The organism is Cytobacillus sp. EB106-05-05-XG126, from assembly GCF_058791715.1.
The window spans coordinates 1941504-1954776 of the sequence record NZ_JBYTDU010000001.1 but is presented as its reverse complement, the minus strand read 5'-3'; the positions used below and the strand labels follow the sequence as shown (position 1 = coordinate 1954776).

Below are 13273 nucleotides of genomic sequence, written 5' to 3'. Positions count from 1 at the left end.
TTTTTCATTAAGATAGGAAATAAACAAGCGGCCCAACAATAAAACAATAAATCGCAAAATACTTCAGGTTCCCTTTAGCCATAATATTCATGAACCATTTCAGGGAAAAGTAAGATGCAATCAGTGAGGCAAAAAAGGCTATAGTATAGGGCAAAGCCAATTCAGATAAATTGGGATCTGTTAAAATGTCGTTGAAACCCAATATCATTCCGCCTGCACTTACGGGGATATATAAAAGGAAAGAAAACCTTAAGGCTGTTTCCTGTTTCATCCCAAGTCCCATAGCGGCGACAATGGTAGCACCTGAACGGCTGATTCCCGGTATCAGGGCAACTGCCTGTGCAAGACCTACAATGATTGCGTCCTTATAAGATAATTCAGCATCATTTTTCCGTCCTCGTAAATTCCGGATCAGCCACAGGGCAAGTCCAGTTACGATAAGAGTAATCCCTACTGTCTTAATATTGGCAAGATGATCATCAATAAAATCCTCAAACAAAATGCCAACAACACCGGCAGGGATGGTACCGATAATCAAGTAAATGATAAACCGGAAGTCTGATTCAGCCTGTTTATCCTTGGTTGCAGCGTATGCAAGTCCATTTCGAATCAGTCTTATAATATCCTCTTTGTATATAAGCAGAACTGCTAATAAAGAGGCTGTATTTACAAGAAGGGCAAAGCTAAGACCTGTAATGTCCAGATCGAAAAAGTGCTGCGCAATTTCCAGGTGCCCGCTCGATGAAATGGGAATAGGCTCTGTAAATCCCTGAAACAAACCTAAAAACAAGTATTTAAGCAATGCCAGAAAATCAGTCACATTTAAATCCTCCATATTGAAATCTCACACCTCCCCATTTAACAATAAAAAGGACGGCAGAGTAAAGTAATATCCTGTTCATTGCTTTTGGGGAATGCCAATAGTTTCCCTTATGAGAGATGCAAGAGTGGAAATAATAATAAGTGATTTACGATTAAAGGAGGTATTTGGATGGGGCAAAACAGACAATTTAAGCCTGGCCAGAAAGCGCCTAATAATGGAATTTATATAGAAATTGGCGAAACGGGAAGCAACGTCAATAATCCGCAAATGCTTAAAATGAGAGCTGGAGACCAATTTCCGGAAACATCCAATCATAACCGGATTTGGACATATAAAAGAAAGCCCTGATTAATTAAATGTAAATAGGGGAAATAGGAAATGGAGCCATCCCAATAACGGATGGCTTTTTAGATATGGAAAAAGCTGAAAACTTTACATATGAAAAGATTGACTTATAATAAAAACTAAAGGTCAAAAAAGGTCAAAAGGAGGTTGCATAATGGATGTAAATCGGATGACAGAGCGGCTTCAGGAAGGGTTATTGAATGCACAGACAATAGCTATTCGCGAACAGCATCAGGAGGTGGATGAAGCCCATTTATTCCTGGCTTTACTGGAACAGGAAAACAGCCTTGTGTCATTAATCCTGTCAAAAGTGCATATTCAAGCGGATTCTTTTTCTAATAAAATGCAGGAAGCACTTAGAAAAAAACCGCAAGTATCCGGTTCAGGAACAGAACAAGGGAAGCTGTATATTACCGGTAAACTGCAGAGGCTGCTGGCCGAAGCAGAAAATTATATGAAGACTTTTCAGGACGATTTCATGTCAGTGGAGCATGTATTGCTGGCTGCTGCAGCAACGGAAACCGAAACGGCAGCAATTATAAAATCATACGGTATTAGTAATAAGCAAGTGGAGCAGGCGATTAAAGAAGTTAGGGGGAATCAGAGAGTGACATCGCAAAATCCTGAATCAACATATGAGGCATTAAAAAAGTATGGAAGGGATCTTGTCTCAGAGGTAAAGAAGGGAAAAGTTGATCCTGTAATTGGCCGGGATAGCGAGATCAGGAATGTCATTCGCATCCTTTCAAGGAAAACCAAAAATAATCCGGTTTTAATAGGCGAACCTGGGGTTGGGAAAACCGCTATAGTCGAAGGTTTGGCACAGAGAATTGTCCGTAAAGATGTGCCTGAAGGCCTTAAGGATAAAACCATTTTTGCCCTTGATATGAGCGCTTTAATTGCGGGAGCCAAATTCCGGGGTGAATTTGAGGAAAGACTGAAAGCAGTTTTAAATGAAGTTAAGAAAAGCGAAGGCAGAATTCTTCTCTTTATTGACGAACTTCACACGATTGTAGGTGCGGGCAAAACAGAAGGAGCCATGGATGCAGGGAATATGCTGAAACCTATGCTTGCAAGGGGAGAATTGCACTGTATAGGAGCTACCACACTTGAGGAGCACCGCAAATATATCGAAAAAGATCCTGCGCTGGAACGGCGTTTTCAGCAGGTATTGGTGCAGGAACCGGATGTAGAGGATACAATCTCTATTCTAAGAGGGCTGAAGGAGCGCTTTGAAATACATCATGGAGTCAACATCCACGATCGTGCTTTAGTGGCTGCCGCAACCTTATCAGACAGGTATATTACAGACCGTTTCCTCCCTGATAAGGCGATTGACTTGGTTGACGAAGCCTGTGCTATGATCAGGACGGAAATTGATTCAATGCCATCTGAGCTGGATGAAGTCACAAGAAGGGTCATGCAGCTGGAAATAGAAGAAGCGGCACTAAGAAAAGAAAGTGATGAAGCAAGCAAACAGAGACTCGGAGACCTGCAAAAAGAACTGGCTGAACTAAAGGATCAGGCAAATAGCATGAAAGCTAAATGGCAGCTTGAAAAAGAAGGAATCCAAAAAGTCCAGGAAAAGCGGGAGCAGCTTGAGATAATGCGCCGTGAACTTGAGGAGGCCGAAAATAATTATGACTTGAATAAAGCAGCAGAACTTCGCCATGGAAGAATCCCGGCTTTGGAGAAAGAATTGAAAGAGCTTGAAAAAGCAGTTAATGAGAATCAAGGGGACCGGCTGCTGAGAGAGGAAGTCACAGAAGAAGAGATTGCTGGCATTGTGGCAAAGTGGACAGGTATTCCCGTGGTTAAACTTGTTGAAGGTGAACGTGACAAGCTTCTTCGCCTTGAAAATATCCTTCACGAAAGAGTGATTGGACAGGACGAAGCGGTGCAGCTTGTGTCAGATGCTGTCCTAAGAGCAAGAGCAGGCATTAAAGATCCGAACCGCCCGATTGGCTCTTTCCTCTTCCTGGGTCCAACCGGAGTGGGAAAAACAGAATTGGCTAAGGCACTTGCACAGTCACTGTTTGATAGTGAGGAACAAATAATCAGAATTGATATGTCCGAATATATGGAAAAACATGCTGTATCAAGATTGATTGGTGCTCCTCCGGGGTATGTAGGTTATGAGGAAGGCGGTCAGCTGACAGAAGCTGTCAGAAGGAAGCCATACTCAGTAATCCTGCTTGATGAAATTGAGAAGGCTCATCCAGAAGTATTTAATATCCTCCTGCAGATGCTTGATGATGGAAGGATCACTGACTCACAGGGCCGCACGGTTGATTTTAAAAATACGGTTATCATTATGACTTCCAATATCGGCTCCCACTTTCTTCTGGAACGCTCTGCCAATGAGGCAGACATAACTGAAGAGACCAGAGACAAAGTACTTGGACAGCTGAGGAGCCATTTCCGTCCTGAGTTTTTAAACAGAGTGGACGAAATTATCTTGTTTAAGCCTTTAGCTCTCAATGAAATAAAGGGTATTGTATTAAAATTAATTACTCAGCTTCAAGCAAGATTATCAGATCAGCATATTAAGTTAAGTATAAATGATGATGCGAGAGAATATATTGCAGAAAACGGATTTGATCCTGTATACGGCGCCAGGCCGCTCAAACGGTTTATCCAAAGGAACGTAGAAACAGCACTCGCCCGCAAAATAATCGCAGGAGAAATTAAAGATCAAAGTGAAGTTATTATATCAGCAGAAAACGGCAGAATTGAACTGCTGGTAAAATAAAGCCACAAATGAAAAGAATCATCCTGAATTAACAGGATGACTCTTTTCATTTCCTGCAAAAGCTGCAGATTAATGAATTCCTTCTTTCTCAACAGGACCTTCAGGAATGATGGAAGCGACAACAAAAATTAAAACAGTTGTCCCAACCGCCAGAATGGTGCCGGTTACAAAATCGTATGGCGCTCCAAGCATTGAGGAAACTACGTACGTTAACATTTGAACAAGAAGGAAAGTCCAGAAGAATGTCCAAAAGAATCTCATCTATTTCACCTCTAACATAATTAATCCCTTTTCATATTAGCATAAGCCATTAAAGAAATAAATTTATTTTTTCTCTTTTCAGCCCATTGATGAACTTGTCTAAAACTAGGCTAATCTCCCTTTCATTTTAAGTTTATTTACATACATTATATTATGAACAAACTTGCAAAGGAGTTTTACTATGGAAAGCCGGAACTTCCAGCTGGATACAGAATGGTGCATGATTCATTACCCAGATAAACCAAGTGGTTTCGGTATTCTGATAATTGGGGATGATCGGCACTTTGTTGATAGAAACTGCAGTTTTTGGACTCAGAATGAAGGGAAATATTCATTAATTAAGAAACTAAGACAAGATGGCTATACGATCTTTTATTCAAATTTATACGGAAGGCACTGGGGAAGCGATCGGGCTGTTGAGAAGGCTAAGTACTTGTATGAACATATCATGCGTACAGAAATTATAAACGAAAAGATCCATATTATTGCTGAGGGCATGGGAGCATTGGTTGCCCTTAGGCTGCTGCATGAAATGAGTGATTTAATCCGTTCAGCCGTATTAATAAATCCTATTCTTTCACTAAAGCATCATCTCGACCAGGAAAAAGAGCATAAGTTCTTTTATAAGAAACTATTAAAAGAACTGGCAGCTTCCTATGAAATAGAAAAGGATAACATAGCAGAACAGCTGAGCAAACATGAAAAAAACCTCACATCCGGCCTTAAAGTCCCCGTCAGAATCATTCAGGTTCTGGCCGGCGGAAGAGCTTACAAGCAATCGGATTATTTAAAGAAACGATCCATACAATGGGAAAATGAAAATAGCCCTATCTCAGTGTTTTATATCCTCCCAGATAAAAAACAGCGAATTTCTTCTCAAATGACAAGCTTCTTTAGAAAATATGAAAAAGTCCTGTAAATCTGCTTAAATTCCGCAAAGAAATAAAGACAATCCTTTGAGCATAGTATACATTAATATGCTTTCAAGGAGGGGTGAAGATGGACAGGGCAGTCATTTTAGGGACATTTGAATTTATAGGTTTCAGCCTGTGCAAGCATCTTCTGGAACAGGGCTGCGAGATAGATGGAATTCATTTCGACAAAGAAAAAGATGACGCTTTAATTCACGAAAAACGTCTGACGATCGGACGGAATGCCAATTTCAATGAAAAAAAATATTTTGCATGGATTAAATCGGGAAAAATACTAAAAAATGACATGATTTTTATAGATATATACGACTTGTATATTAGGAATAAGCTTGCCGCTTTAAGGGAGAAGGAGCTTATTGAAGGATTTCTTTTGGAAAACCTGTCTATATTCCAGAGCCTTCAAGTGAAAATTGCATTTTTGCTCCCCATACAGTGGCTTAAAGACATCAGCAGAACACACAGCCGGCTGGAAGATGCTATTAAAATTCTTAAAGAAAACAATATTTCAGTTTCATCCTTTTATCTGCCTGTTATTTATGGCCCCTGGCAGCCTAAGGAATTTAGTTTTCATCAATCTATTGCGAAAGAAAGAGTAATGATAAGTGAAAGAGAATGGATACATGATGCTATCTATATTGATGATTTCATCAATTTCTTATCAAGTTATGCAGATAGGCCATTCGATGAGTCCTATCTTTTAAAAAGCAGTATCACCGGGCACTGGCGAAAATGCGCTGACTATCTTTCCTTTGACTATAATGAAAATTGGAAATGTCCCGATTTGGCAATAGGGAAAGTAACTGAAAGAACGATTCAGTGTTCAGTAAAATTCTCCGATGGTCTCGAAAAACAAAGAAGACATTTCATTTCATTAGGAAACCCGGATGACTGGTAAATTGGAAAAAAATCTTTCCATTTGAGATAAAGAAAAGGTAGAATTGAATTAGTCTGGTAAATTAAACCGGTAGCAGGAAGCGAAAGACAGAGAGGCGGAGAAAAAGAAGATGCATAAGACATTAAAGAAATTAGGGATCCTTCTTTTGTGCCTTCTTTTATTGGCCTCCTGCAGACAGCCGATGTCTGCAGGAAAACTTGAGAAAGCTGGATTATTAGTGCCCGATACTGTCAATGACCAAGTATGGGGGACCAAAGGCTATAAAGGCATGCTAAAGATTCAATCCCATTATGATATTGAGGTTTATTATAAAGAAGGAATGAATTCAGAGATGGTTGTTGAAAGAGCAGTTAAAGAGTTTGACCAAAAAGGTGTAAACCTGATCTTTGGACATGGCAATGAATACGCTGCATACTTTAATAACATCTCAAAAAAATATCCTGACATTCACTTTGTCAGCTTTAATGGTGACGCCCAAAATGAAAACACCACCAGTTTGAACTTTGAAGCATATGCCATGGGTTTCTTCGGAGGCATGGTTGCAGGACATATGACGAAAACGAATAATGTAGGAATACTGGCTGCTTTTGAATGGCAGCCGGAAGTAGAAGGTTTTTATGAAGGTGCAAACTATATCAATGATAATGTAAACGTGCAGATCCAATATGTCGGCAACTGGGACAATGATAACAAAGCCATCGCTCTTTTGGACAAACTTATTGCCAATAAGACAGATGTTGTATATCCGGCCGGAGATGGGTATAATGTTCCTGTTATCGAAAAGCTGAAAGAAGAAGGGCTCTACGCCATCGGATATATTTCCGATCAGTCCGATTTGGGTGAATCAGTCGTCCTGACCAGTACAATTCAGCATGTAGATGTTTTATATGAACTAGTGGCAGAAAAATATAACGAAGGCGAGCTTGAATCAGGAAATCTATCCTTCGATTTCGAGGATGAAGTGATTTCACTTGGGAAATTCAGCCCTGACGTTGACGAAGAATTCAAAAAAGAACTAAACGCAGTCATTGAGAATTACAAAAAAACAGGCAAATTGCCTGAATAGTAATTACCATACATAGGAGGTACTGCAAGATGAACGAAAAAAACATGGAATTCATGCAAATCGCAATGAAATACTTGCCAGAAGCCAAACAGCAGCTTGACGAAGCTGGCATCGAACTATCTATGGAAATGATCCAGCCATTCATGAACCTATTCACCAAAGTCATGAACGAAGCCTATGAAATGGGCAAAACGGATGCTTTGAATGAGAGTGAATAATTTGGGAAACCAGCCTTTTGGGCTGGTTTTTGTTGTTTTGGGGGAAACTCTGCCCCTACTTCTTCCAAAACATCTCCAGTAAAGGACCCGCTTTTTTCAGCAACGGCTTTAAATGATGAGCTGAAGACATCAGCGTATCAATGTTGCCCATGAGTTCCTCTACGTTTATGTTGTTCAGGATATTGTTTTCATTTTCTTTGCCGGAACTCTCTCTTTCAGTAGTTTCTCTCCTTTTTCCCCCTAAGAGCCAGTCGTCAGCTTCATGAGCATTTCTGCTTCTGCCTCCGAAAAGCCATTCGTCTTTCCCCTGAAATTCTTCAGCACTGCTGTGAAATTCAATTTTCCCTTCAGCTGGCTTATGGTTTCTGACTCTATCTCCAAATAAAAAATGGGTTAAAGGGTCTTCTGTATTTCCCCTGTCTTTTTCATCCTTGTTAAGCATATGCCAGTTCCCTCCTTCCAGATGCCTATATTATCAGCATATGAAGAAAAGTTGACCGGGTATAGACATTTGTGGAGTAAAAGTACGGGAAGGTAAAAAGTGTTGCGTTATTGTATAAACTTTTGATAAAATTAGTACCAAGTCATAATAATTGATAATAATATTTAAATAGAGAATACTTATGGGTTTGTAAATATGAAAGGGAGTGGGGCTCCATGAATGCTGGAATTATAGGAATCGGAAGATATCTTCCTGAAAAAGTGGTAACAAATGCTGATTTGGAGAAAATAGTTGATACTTCTGACGAATGGATCCGGACCAGAACTGGAATTGAAGAGAGAAGAATTGCGGATGACAGCATAGATACATCAGATATGGCATATGAGTCGGCATTAAAGGCATTGGATAATGCAGGCATTGAAGCAGAGGAGTTAGATCTGATTTTAGTTGCAACGGTTACACCGGATAACCCCTTTCCATCTGTTGCCTGCATGCTCCAGGAGAGGCTAAAAGCTAGCAAGGCGGCGGCAATGGATGTTAGTGCTGCATGTGCAGGATTCATGTATGGTATCATAACGGCAAAACAATTTATTGAAACTGGGACATATAAAAATGTTTTAGTAGTAGGAGTAGAAAAGCTTTCAAAAATTACAGACTGGAATGACCGTAATACTGCCGTTTTATTTGGAGACGGAGCAGGTGCAGCTGTAATTGGGCAAGTCTCGGATGGCCGGGGAATATTATCATTTGAATTAGGAGCAGATGGAACGGGCGCAAAACATCTATACCAGGACGAATATATCATCATGAACGGGCGTGAAGTGTTCAAATTTGCAGTCCGTCAAATGGGTGAAAGCTGCATCAACGTACTTGAGAAAGCTGGATTATCCAAAGAAGACGTGGATTTTTTAATCCCTCACCAGGCTAATATCCGCATCATGGAAGCTTCCCGTCAAAGATTGGAACTTCCTGCTGAAAAGATGTCCAAAACAGTGGATAAATACGGAAATACTTCTGCTGCATCTATTCCGATTGCATTGGTGGAAGAGCTGGAAGCTGGAAAAATTAAAGATGATGATTTGCTTGTGATGGTCGGCTTCGGGGGAGGACTAACCTGGGGAGCCATTGCGATAAGATGGGGAAGATAAGAACCTCATTTAAATATGATGATAATATAAAAGGAGCTGCAATCTTATGAATAAAAGAAGGGTTGTTGTTACAGGCATTGGGGCTGTAACACCGCTTGGAAATAATACAGAAACGACATGGAATAATATTAAGTCAGGTGTTTCAGGGGTTGGGCCGCTGACTAGATTAAATGCAGATGAGTACCCGGCTAAAGTAGCTGCTGAGGTAAAGGATTTCAATCCGGAAGATTTTTTTGATAAAAAAGATGCCCGAAAAATGGACCGCTTCACACATTACGCTGTTGCTTCATCCATGATGGCTGTTAGAGATGCAAACCTTCAGATTACAGATGAAAATGCTCATCGCATCGGTGTTTGGATTGGTTCAGGCATCGGCGGAATGGAAACATTTGAAAATCAATATGAAATATTTATGAAACGTGGATACAGAAGAGTCAGCCCATTCTTCGTGCCAATGATGATTCCGGACATGGCAACTGGCCAAGTCTCGATCTACCTGGGGGCAAAAGGGTTTAACTCATGTACAGTGACTGCATGTGCCACTGGTACAAACTCAATCGGAGATGCCTTCAAGGTTATTCAGCGCGGCGATGCCGATGCGATGATTTCAGGCGGGGCAGAAGCACCAATAACAAAAATGTCTGTAGCCGGATTTTGTGCAAACACCGCGCTTTCAACCAATCCGGATCCAAAAACGGCCAGCCGTCCATTTGATCAAAATCGTGACGGGTTTGTTATTGGAGAGGGTGCTGGAATTGTAGTACTTGAAGAACTTGAGCATGCACTTGCCCGCGGCGCCAAAATTTATGCAGAAATAGTGGGCTATGGTGCTACAGGGGATGCCTATCATATCACTGCACCTGCTCCAGGAGGAGAAGGCGGAGCAAGAGCTATGAAAATGGCAATCGAAGATGGCGGCTTAAAGCCGGATGATATCGATTATATTAATGCTCATGGCACAAGTACCGATTATAATGACAAGTTTGAAACGTTGGCAATCAAAGAGGTGTTCGGAGAGCATGCCTATAATTTGGCAGTAAGCTCGACTAAATCAATGACAGGTCACCTTCTGGGAGCTGCAGGCGGAATTGAAGCCATTTTCACAGTTCTGGCAATGAAGGAAGGAATCCTGCCGCCAACCATTAATCTAGAAAGTCCGGATCCTGAATGTGATTTGGATTATGTTCCAAATAAGGCCAGGGAAAAAGAAATAACAGCTGCAATGAGCAATTCACTGGGCTTTGGCGGCCACAATGCAACCATTGTTTTTAAAAGATATGAATAAGAAATAAACAAAGCTGATTTAAGGGAAGTCAAACCTCCTTTGAATCAGCTTTTTTGATTAACCAAATCCTTATACCTACATATTATCGAGTATAAGGAGGTGCAGAAATGGGATAGTTAGAACAGATTTATGGCTAGAGGAAGGTTTTAAAGAACCCCTTAAAATATGTGAAAAGCTTACCGAACCCTTCAATGATGATAATCCCCGAAAAATATACGAGTACCTAACAGGCTTCGGCATGTATACACCTGACCGGTTCAGCAGGAATATTTTCAAGGAGTTAAAAGAAAAGAAAGTGTGGGATCTGGCAAAAAACATTCACTTAAAATATAGGAGGATGTGGGCGGGACCTGACATTAATGTTTACATTTTCCCGTCTGGTGGAGGCGGACTTTTTTCGCGGCATTCTGGGAAATCAGGTGTATCCTTTGCAAATATGCTCTTTCTGTTTCTTCCTTCTGAAATAGAAGAAGCTGAACTAGAGGCATTATTTGTGCATGAATATCACCATGTCTGCAGAATTAACTCGCAGAAAAAAAAGCTTGAAGAATTTACGCTGCTAGATTCCATTATACTGGAAGGGCTTGCCGAACATTCAGTAGAAATACACTGTGGAAAGAAGTTCAGAGGATCCTGGTGCACCCGGTATTCGAAAGAGGAGATCAGGAATTTTTGGGATAAATTGATTAAACCGAACCTGAAATTAAAAAAGAATGATAGGCTCCATCAAAAGATATTATATGGTGAGAGACCCTATCCTCTATTACTTGGTTATGCTGCCGGCTACGAAATTGTAAAGGAATTCAAAGAGAAAAAAAGTTTTTCTACAAAAACTTCTTTTAGTATGCCGTCCGAATATTTTGTAGATCAAACTTTATATAAACTGGATTCACATTCGCTTTAAAGTCCTAAAATGTGGGCTTTTTTTTTAATATAGAAAAATGAATTTTAATAAATTTTAAAAAAATCTTGCAATTGTAATAAGTTTGTAATAATATTTTAGACAAATAGAATGAATTGACAGAATAATTAAAAATGTAAGAGGTGTCCTATGAGCGCAAATCCCCGTCAGCATAAAGACGCACCTTTACTAGAGGTGAAAAATCTAGAAACGGCTTTTTCCATAGATGGTACATACTATAACGCAGTTGATAATGTTTCTTTCCGAGTGAAACCCCGGCAAATAGTTGGAATAGTGGGAGAGTCCGGGTGTGGAAAATCTGTAATGAGCCTCTCTGTTATGAAACTCCTGCCTAAAGGCATTGGCAAGATCCGAAACGGTGAAATTCTCTTTGACGGTGTACATTTGGAGAACATGACAGATTCAGAGATTAATAAGATCAGGGGAAAAGATATCGCGATGATATTCCAGGAACCTATGACTTCATTAAATCCTGTCTTCTCGATCGGGTTCCAGCTGCAGGAAGTATTATTCAATCATATGAAGATCTCCAAAAAAGAAGCACGGCTTAAAAGTATTGCACTTCTAAAAAGTGTAGGAATTTCAAGACCTGAAAAAATTGTAGATGAATATCCGCATCAGCTTTCAGGAGGTATGAGGCAAAGGGTCATGATTGCCATAGCCATTGCCTGCCAGCCGAAGCTGCTGATCGCTGATGAGCCGACTACTGCCCTGGATGTGACTGTACAAGCCCAAATTCTTGAGCTTTTAAAAGAAATCCAGGAAGTCAATGATATGTCCGTCATTCTGATTACTCATGATCTTGGTGTAGTGGCTGAGATGTGCGATGAAGTAATTGTTATGTATGCAGGGAAAATAGCAGAGCGGACAGATGTAGATTCTTTATTTCACAATCCAAAGCATCCATACACTCAGCTCCTGATGGGGGCCATTCCGAAAATGGATGAAGAAGTGGAAAAGCTAAGCACAATAAAAGGAATTGTACCTTCATTAAAAAATATGCCTAAAACAGGCTGCAAATTTGCGGCACGCTGCCCTAAGGCAATGCCAGAATGCCTGACAGTTACACCTCAATTGGCAGAAAATGAAGAAGGACATGAGGTTGCCTGCCTGCTTTACGAGACAAGCCAGCCGAAACAAGAGGTGAACGCATAATGAGTACAGAACATAATAATACAGCTGTTCTAAAAAAGGATAAAAGCAGCAATGAAGTGCTATTAGAGGTTAAAAACCTAAAAACATATTACCCGATAAAAGGCGGAATCCTTAGAAGGACTGTAGCTGTCGTTAAGGCTGTCGATGATGTTTCCTTTGAAATTAAAAAAGGGGAGACATTAGGCCTGGTTGGAGAATCAGGCTGTGGAAAATCAACAGCAGGCAGGACAATACTCAGACTTCTGGAACCGACTGAGGGGCAAATCATCTTTGACGGACAGGATATCACAAATGTAAGAGGAACCAGCCTGAGGAAAATCCGCCAGGACTTCCAGATGGTCTTCCAGGACCCATATGCTTCATTAAATCCTACGATGATGGTCGGACACCTTGTGTCGGAGCCAATCAGAAATTACAACAGCAAATCCGAAAAGGAACTGAAGCCGGAAGTAATGGATCTTCTTGCGAAAGTTGGGCTGCCTGAAGATGCCTACTATAAATATCCGCATGAGTTTTCCGGCGGGCAAAGACAGCGTATCGGAATCGCAAGAGCCCTGGCTTTAAGGCCTAAGCTGATAATTGCGGATGAGCCTGTTTCAGCACTTGACGTTTCAGTCCAATCACAGGTATTGAATCTTTTAAAAGAGCTGCAGGATGAATTTGATCTTACTTTCTTATTTATTGCCCATGATTTGAGTGTTGTTAAACATATGAGTGACCGGATAGGGGTTATGTATCTGGGAGGCCTTGTTGAAGTTGCTGAAAAGGACAGCCTCTATGCAGAGCCTATGCATCCATATACTCAGGCTCTGATCTCCGCGATTCCTGAACCGGATCCGCGCAAGAAAAAAGAAAGAATCATATTAGAGGGTGATGTACCAAGCCCGATTGATCCTCCGAAAGGATGTACATTCCATCCGCGCTGCGCACATGCAATGCCGGAATGCCAGAGTGTAAAACCGCAATTAAAGGAGGTGAAGCCTGGGCATAGAGTCGCTTGTCACTTATATAAATAAGGCTTTGTCAAAA

14 protein-coding genes are annotated in these 13273 nt (G+C 40.7%); 11 read left to right on the top strand and 3 right to left on the bottom strand.

The window, feature by feature from the left end; all coding sequences use genetic code 11:
* Nucleotides 1-7: 7 nt before the first annotated feature.
* Nucleotides 8-820, bottom strand: a complete 813-nt coding sequence (locus AC3WTL_RS09700; RefSeq protein ID WP_396021329.1) for an undecaprenyl-diphosphate phosphatase — start codon at nt 818-820, stop codon at nt 8-10.
* A gap of 171 nt (nt 821-991) precedes the next feature.
* Between AC3WTL_RS09700 and AC3WTL_RS09695 the strand changes: the two genes are divergently transcribed.
* Both AC3WTL_RS09695 and clpB read left to right on the top strand, forming a co-directional pair.
* On the top strand, nt 992-1171 hold the full coding sequence (locus AC3WTL_RS09695; protein ID WP_048010977.1) for a YjzC family protein: 180 nt from the start codon (nt 992-994) through the stop codon (nt 1169-1171).
* Nucleotides 1172-1322: 151 nt separating this feature from the next.
* Complete coding sequence (clpB, locus tag AC3WTL_RS09690) at nt 1323-3920, top strand: ATP-dependent chaperone ClpB (protein WP_222497382.1); 2598 nt, start codon at nt 1323-1325, stop codon at nt 3918-3920.
* A 69-nt stretch (nt 3921-3989) separates the two neighbouring features.
* On the opposite strand, the gene AC3WTL_RS09685 is transcribed toward clpB, so the two are convergent.
* Nucleotides 3990-4181 carry a DUF2929 family protein gene (locus AC3WTL_RS09685; RefSeq protein WP_048010975.1) on the bottom strand — a complete coding sequence of 64 codons (192 nt, stop codon included), beginning with the start codon at nt 4179-4181 and terminating at the stop codon, nt 3990-3992.
* 181 nt (nt 4182-4362) lie between these two features.
* Between AC3WTL_RS09685 and AC3WTL_RS09680 the strand changes: the two genes are divergently transcribed.
* The 4 genes from AC3WTL_RS09680 (at nt 4363) to AC3WTL_RS09665 (ending at nt 7292) form a co-directional block, all read left to right on the top strand.
* Nucleotides 4363-5100 carry an alpha/beta fold hydrolase gene (locus AC3WTL_RS09680; protein WP_248346682.1) on the top strand — a complete coding sequence of 246 codons (738 nt, stop codon included), beginning with the start codon at nt 4363-4365 and terminating at the stop codon, nt 5098-5100.
* 80 nt (nt 5101-5180) lie between these two features.
* Nucleotides 5181-6008 (top strand): hypothetical protein, encoded by an 828-nt coding sequence (locus AC3WTL_RS09675; protein ID WP_492369313.1) that lies wholly within the window; start codon nt 5181-5183, stop codon nt 6006-6008.
* 109 nt (nt 6009-6117) lie between these two features.
* Nucleotides 6118-7074 carry a BMP family ABC transporter substrate-binding protein gene (locus tag AC3WTL_RS09670; RefSeq protein WP_048010972.1) on the top strand — a complete coding sequence of 319 codons (957 nt, stop codon included), beginning with the start codon at nt 6118-6120 and terminating at the stop codon, nt 7072-7074.
* 29 nt (nt 7075-7103) lie between these two features.
* On the top strand, nt 7104-7292 hold the full coding sequence (locus tag AC3WTL_RS09665) for a ComZ family protein (RefSeq protein WP_197245493.1): 189 nt from the start codon (nt 7104-7106) through the stop codon (nt 7290-7292).
* Nucleotides 7293-7347: 55 nt separating this feature from the next.
* On the opposite strand, the gene AC3WTL_RS09660 is transcribed toward AC3WTL_RS09665, so the two are convergent.
* Nucleotides 7348-7734: a hypothetical protein gene (locus tag AC3WTL_RS09660; RefSeq protein ID WP_492369312.1), complete on the bottom strand. Its 387-nt coding sequence runs from the start codon at nt 7732-7734 to the stop codon at nt 7348-7350.
* A 215-nt stretch (nt 7735-7949) separates the two neighbouring features.
* Here AC3WTL_RS09660 and AC3WTL_RS09655 point away from each other — a divergent pair, with 215 nt between their 5' ends.
* From AC3WTL_RS09655 to AC3WTL_RS09635, 5 genes are all read left to right on the top strand, one after another.
* Entirely contained in the window at nt 7950-8882 is a 933-nt protein-coding gene (locus tag AC3WTL_RS09655; RefSeq protein ID WP_222497376.1) for a beta-ketoacyl-ACP synthase III, read from the top strand.
* Nucleotides 8883-8928: 46 nt separating this feature from the next.
* Nucleotides 8929-10167 carry a beta-ketoacyl-ACP synthase II gene (gene fabF, locus AC3WTL_RS09650; RefSeq protein ID WP_222497374.1) on the top strand — a complete coding sequence of 413 codons (1239 nt, stop codon included), beginning with the start codon at nt 8929-8931 and terminating at the stop codon, nt 10165-10167.
* Nucleotides 10168-10405: 238 nt separating this feature from the next.
* A complete protein-coding gene (locus AC3WTL_RS09645; protein ID WP_261391110.1) occupies nt 10406-11071 on the top strand; it encodes a DUF2268 domain-containing putative Zn-dependent protease in 666 nt (221 codons plus the stop codon).
* Between the two features lie 147 nt (nt 11072-11218).
* Nucleotides 11219-12244: an ABC transporter ATP-binding protein gene (locus AC3WTL_RS09640; RefSeq protein WP_048010966.1), complete on the top strand. Its 1026-nt coding sequence runs from the start codon at nt 11219-11221 to the stop codon at nt 12242-12244.
* A complete protein-coding gene (locus AC3WTL_RS09635) occupies nt 12244-13260 on the top strand; it encodes a dipeptide ABC transporter ATP-binding protein (RefSeq protein WP_248346689.1) in 1017 nt (338 codons plus the stop codon). Before AC3WTL_RS09640 ends, AC3WTL_RS09635 begins: the two co-directional genes overlap by 1 nt.
* The last annotated feature ends 13 nt before the right edge of the window (nt 13261-13273 follow it).

What these genes read in the sequence shown, in the direction of transcription:
- AC3WTL_RS09660 (WP_492369312.1), bottom strand. Translation starts at nt 7,734, where the DNA reads ATGCTTAACAAGGATGAAAAAGACAGGGGAAATACAGAAGACCCTTTA.
- AC3WTL_RS09695 (WP_048010977.1), top strand. Translation starts at nt 992, where the DNA reads ATGGGGCAAAACAGACAATTTAAGCCTGGCCAGAAAGCGCCTAATAAT.
- AC3WTL_RS09685 (WP_048010975.1), bottom strand. Translation starts at nt 4,181, where the DNA reads ATGAGATTCTTTTGGACATTCTTCTGGACTTTCCTTCTTGTTCAAATG.
- AC3WTL_RS09655 (WP_222497376.1), top strand. Translation starts at nt 7,950, where the DNA reads ATGAATGCTGGAATTATAGGAATCGGAAGATATCTTCCTGAAAAAGTG.
- AC3WTL_RS09645 (WP_261391110.1), top strand. Translation starts at nt 10,406, where the DNA reads ATGTATACACCTGACCGGTTCAGCAGGAATATTTTCAAGGAGTTAAAA.
- AC3WTL_RS09680 (WP_248346682.1), top strand. Translation starts at nt 4,363, where the DNA reads ATGGAAAGCCGGAACTTCCAGCTGGATACAGAATGGTGCATGATTCAT.
- AC3WTL_RS09665 (WP_197245493.1), top strand. Translation starts at nt 7,104, where the DNA reads ATGAACGAAAAAAACATGGAATTCATGCAAATCGCAATGAAATACTTG.
- AC3WTL_RS09640 (WP_048010966.1), top strand. Translation starts at nt 11,219, where the DNA reads ATGAGCGCAAATCCCCGTCAGCATAAAGACGCACCTTTACTAGAGGTG.
- clpB (WP_222497382.1), top strand. Translation starts at nt 1,323, where the DNA reads ATGGATGTAAATCGGATGACAGAGCGGCTTCAGGAAGGGTTATTGAAT.
- AC3WTL_RS09670 (WP_048010972.1), top strand. Translation starts at nt 6,118, where the DNA reads ATGCATAAGACATTAAAGAAATTAGGGATCCTTCTTTTGTGCCTTCTT.
- fabF (WP_222497374.1), top strand. Translation starts at nt 8,929, where the DNA reads ATGAATAAAAGAAGGGTTGTTGTTACAGGCATTGGGGCTGTAACACCG.
- AC3WTL_RS09675 (WP_492369313.1), top strand. Translation starts at nt 5,181, where the DNA reads ATGGACAGGGCAGTCATTTTAGGGACATTTGAATTTATAGGTTTCAGC.
- AC3WTL_RS09635 (WP_248346689.1), top strand. Translation starts at nt 12,244, where the DNA reads ATGAGTACAGAACATAATAATACAGCTGTTCTAAAAAAGGATAAAAGC.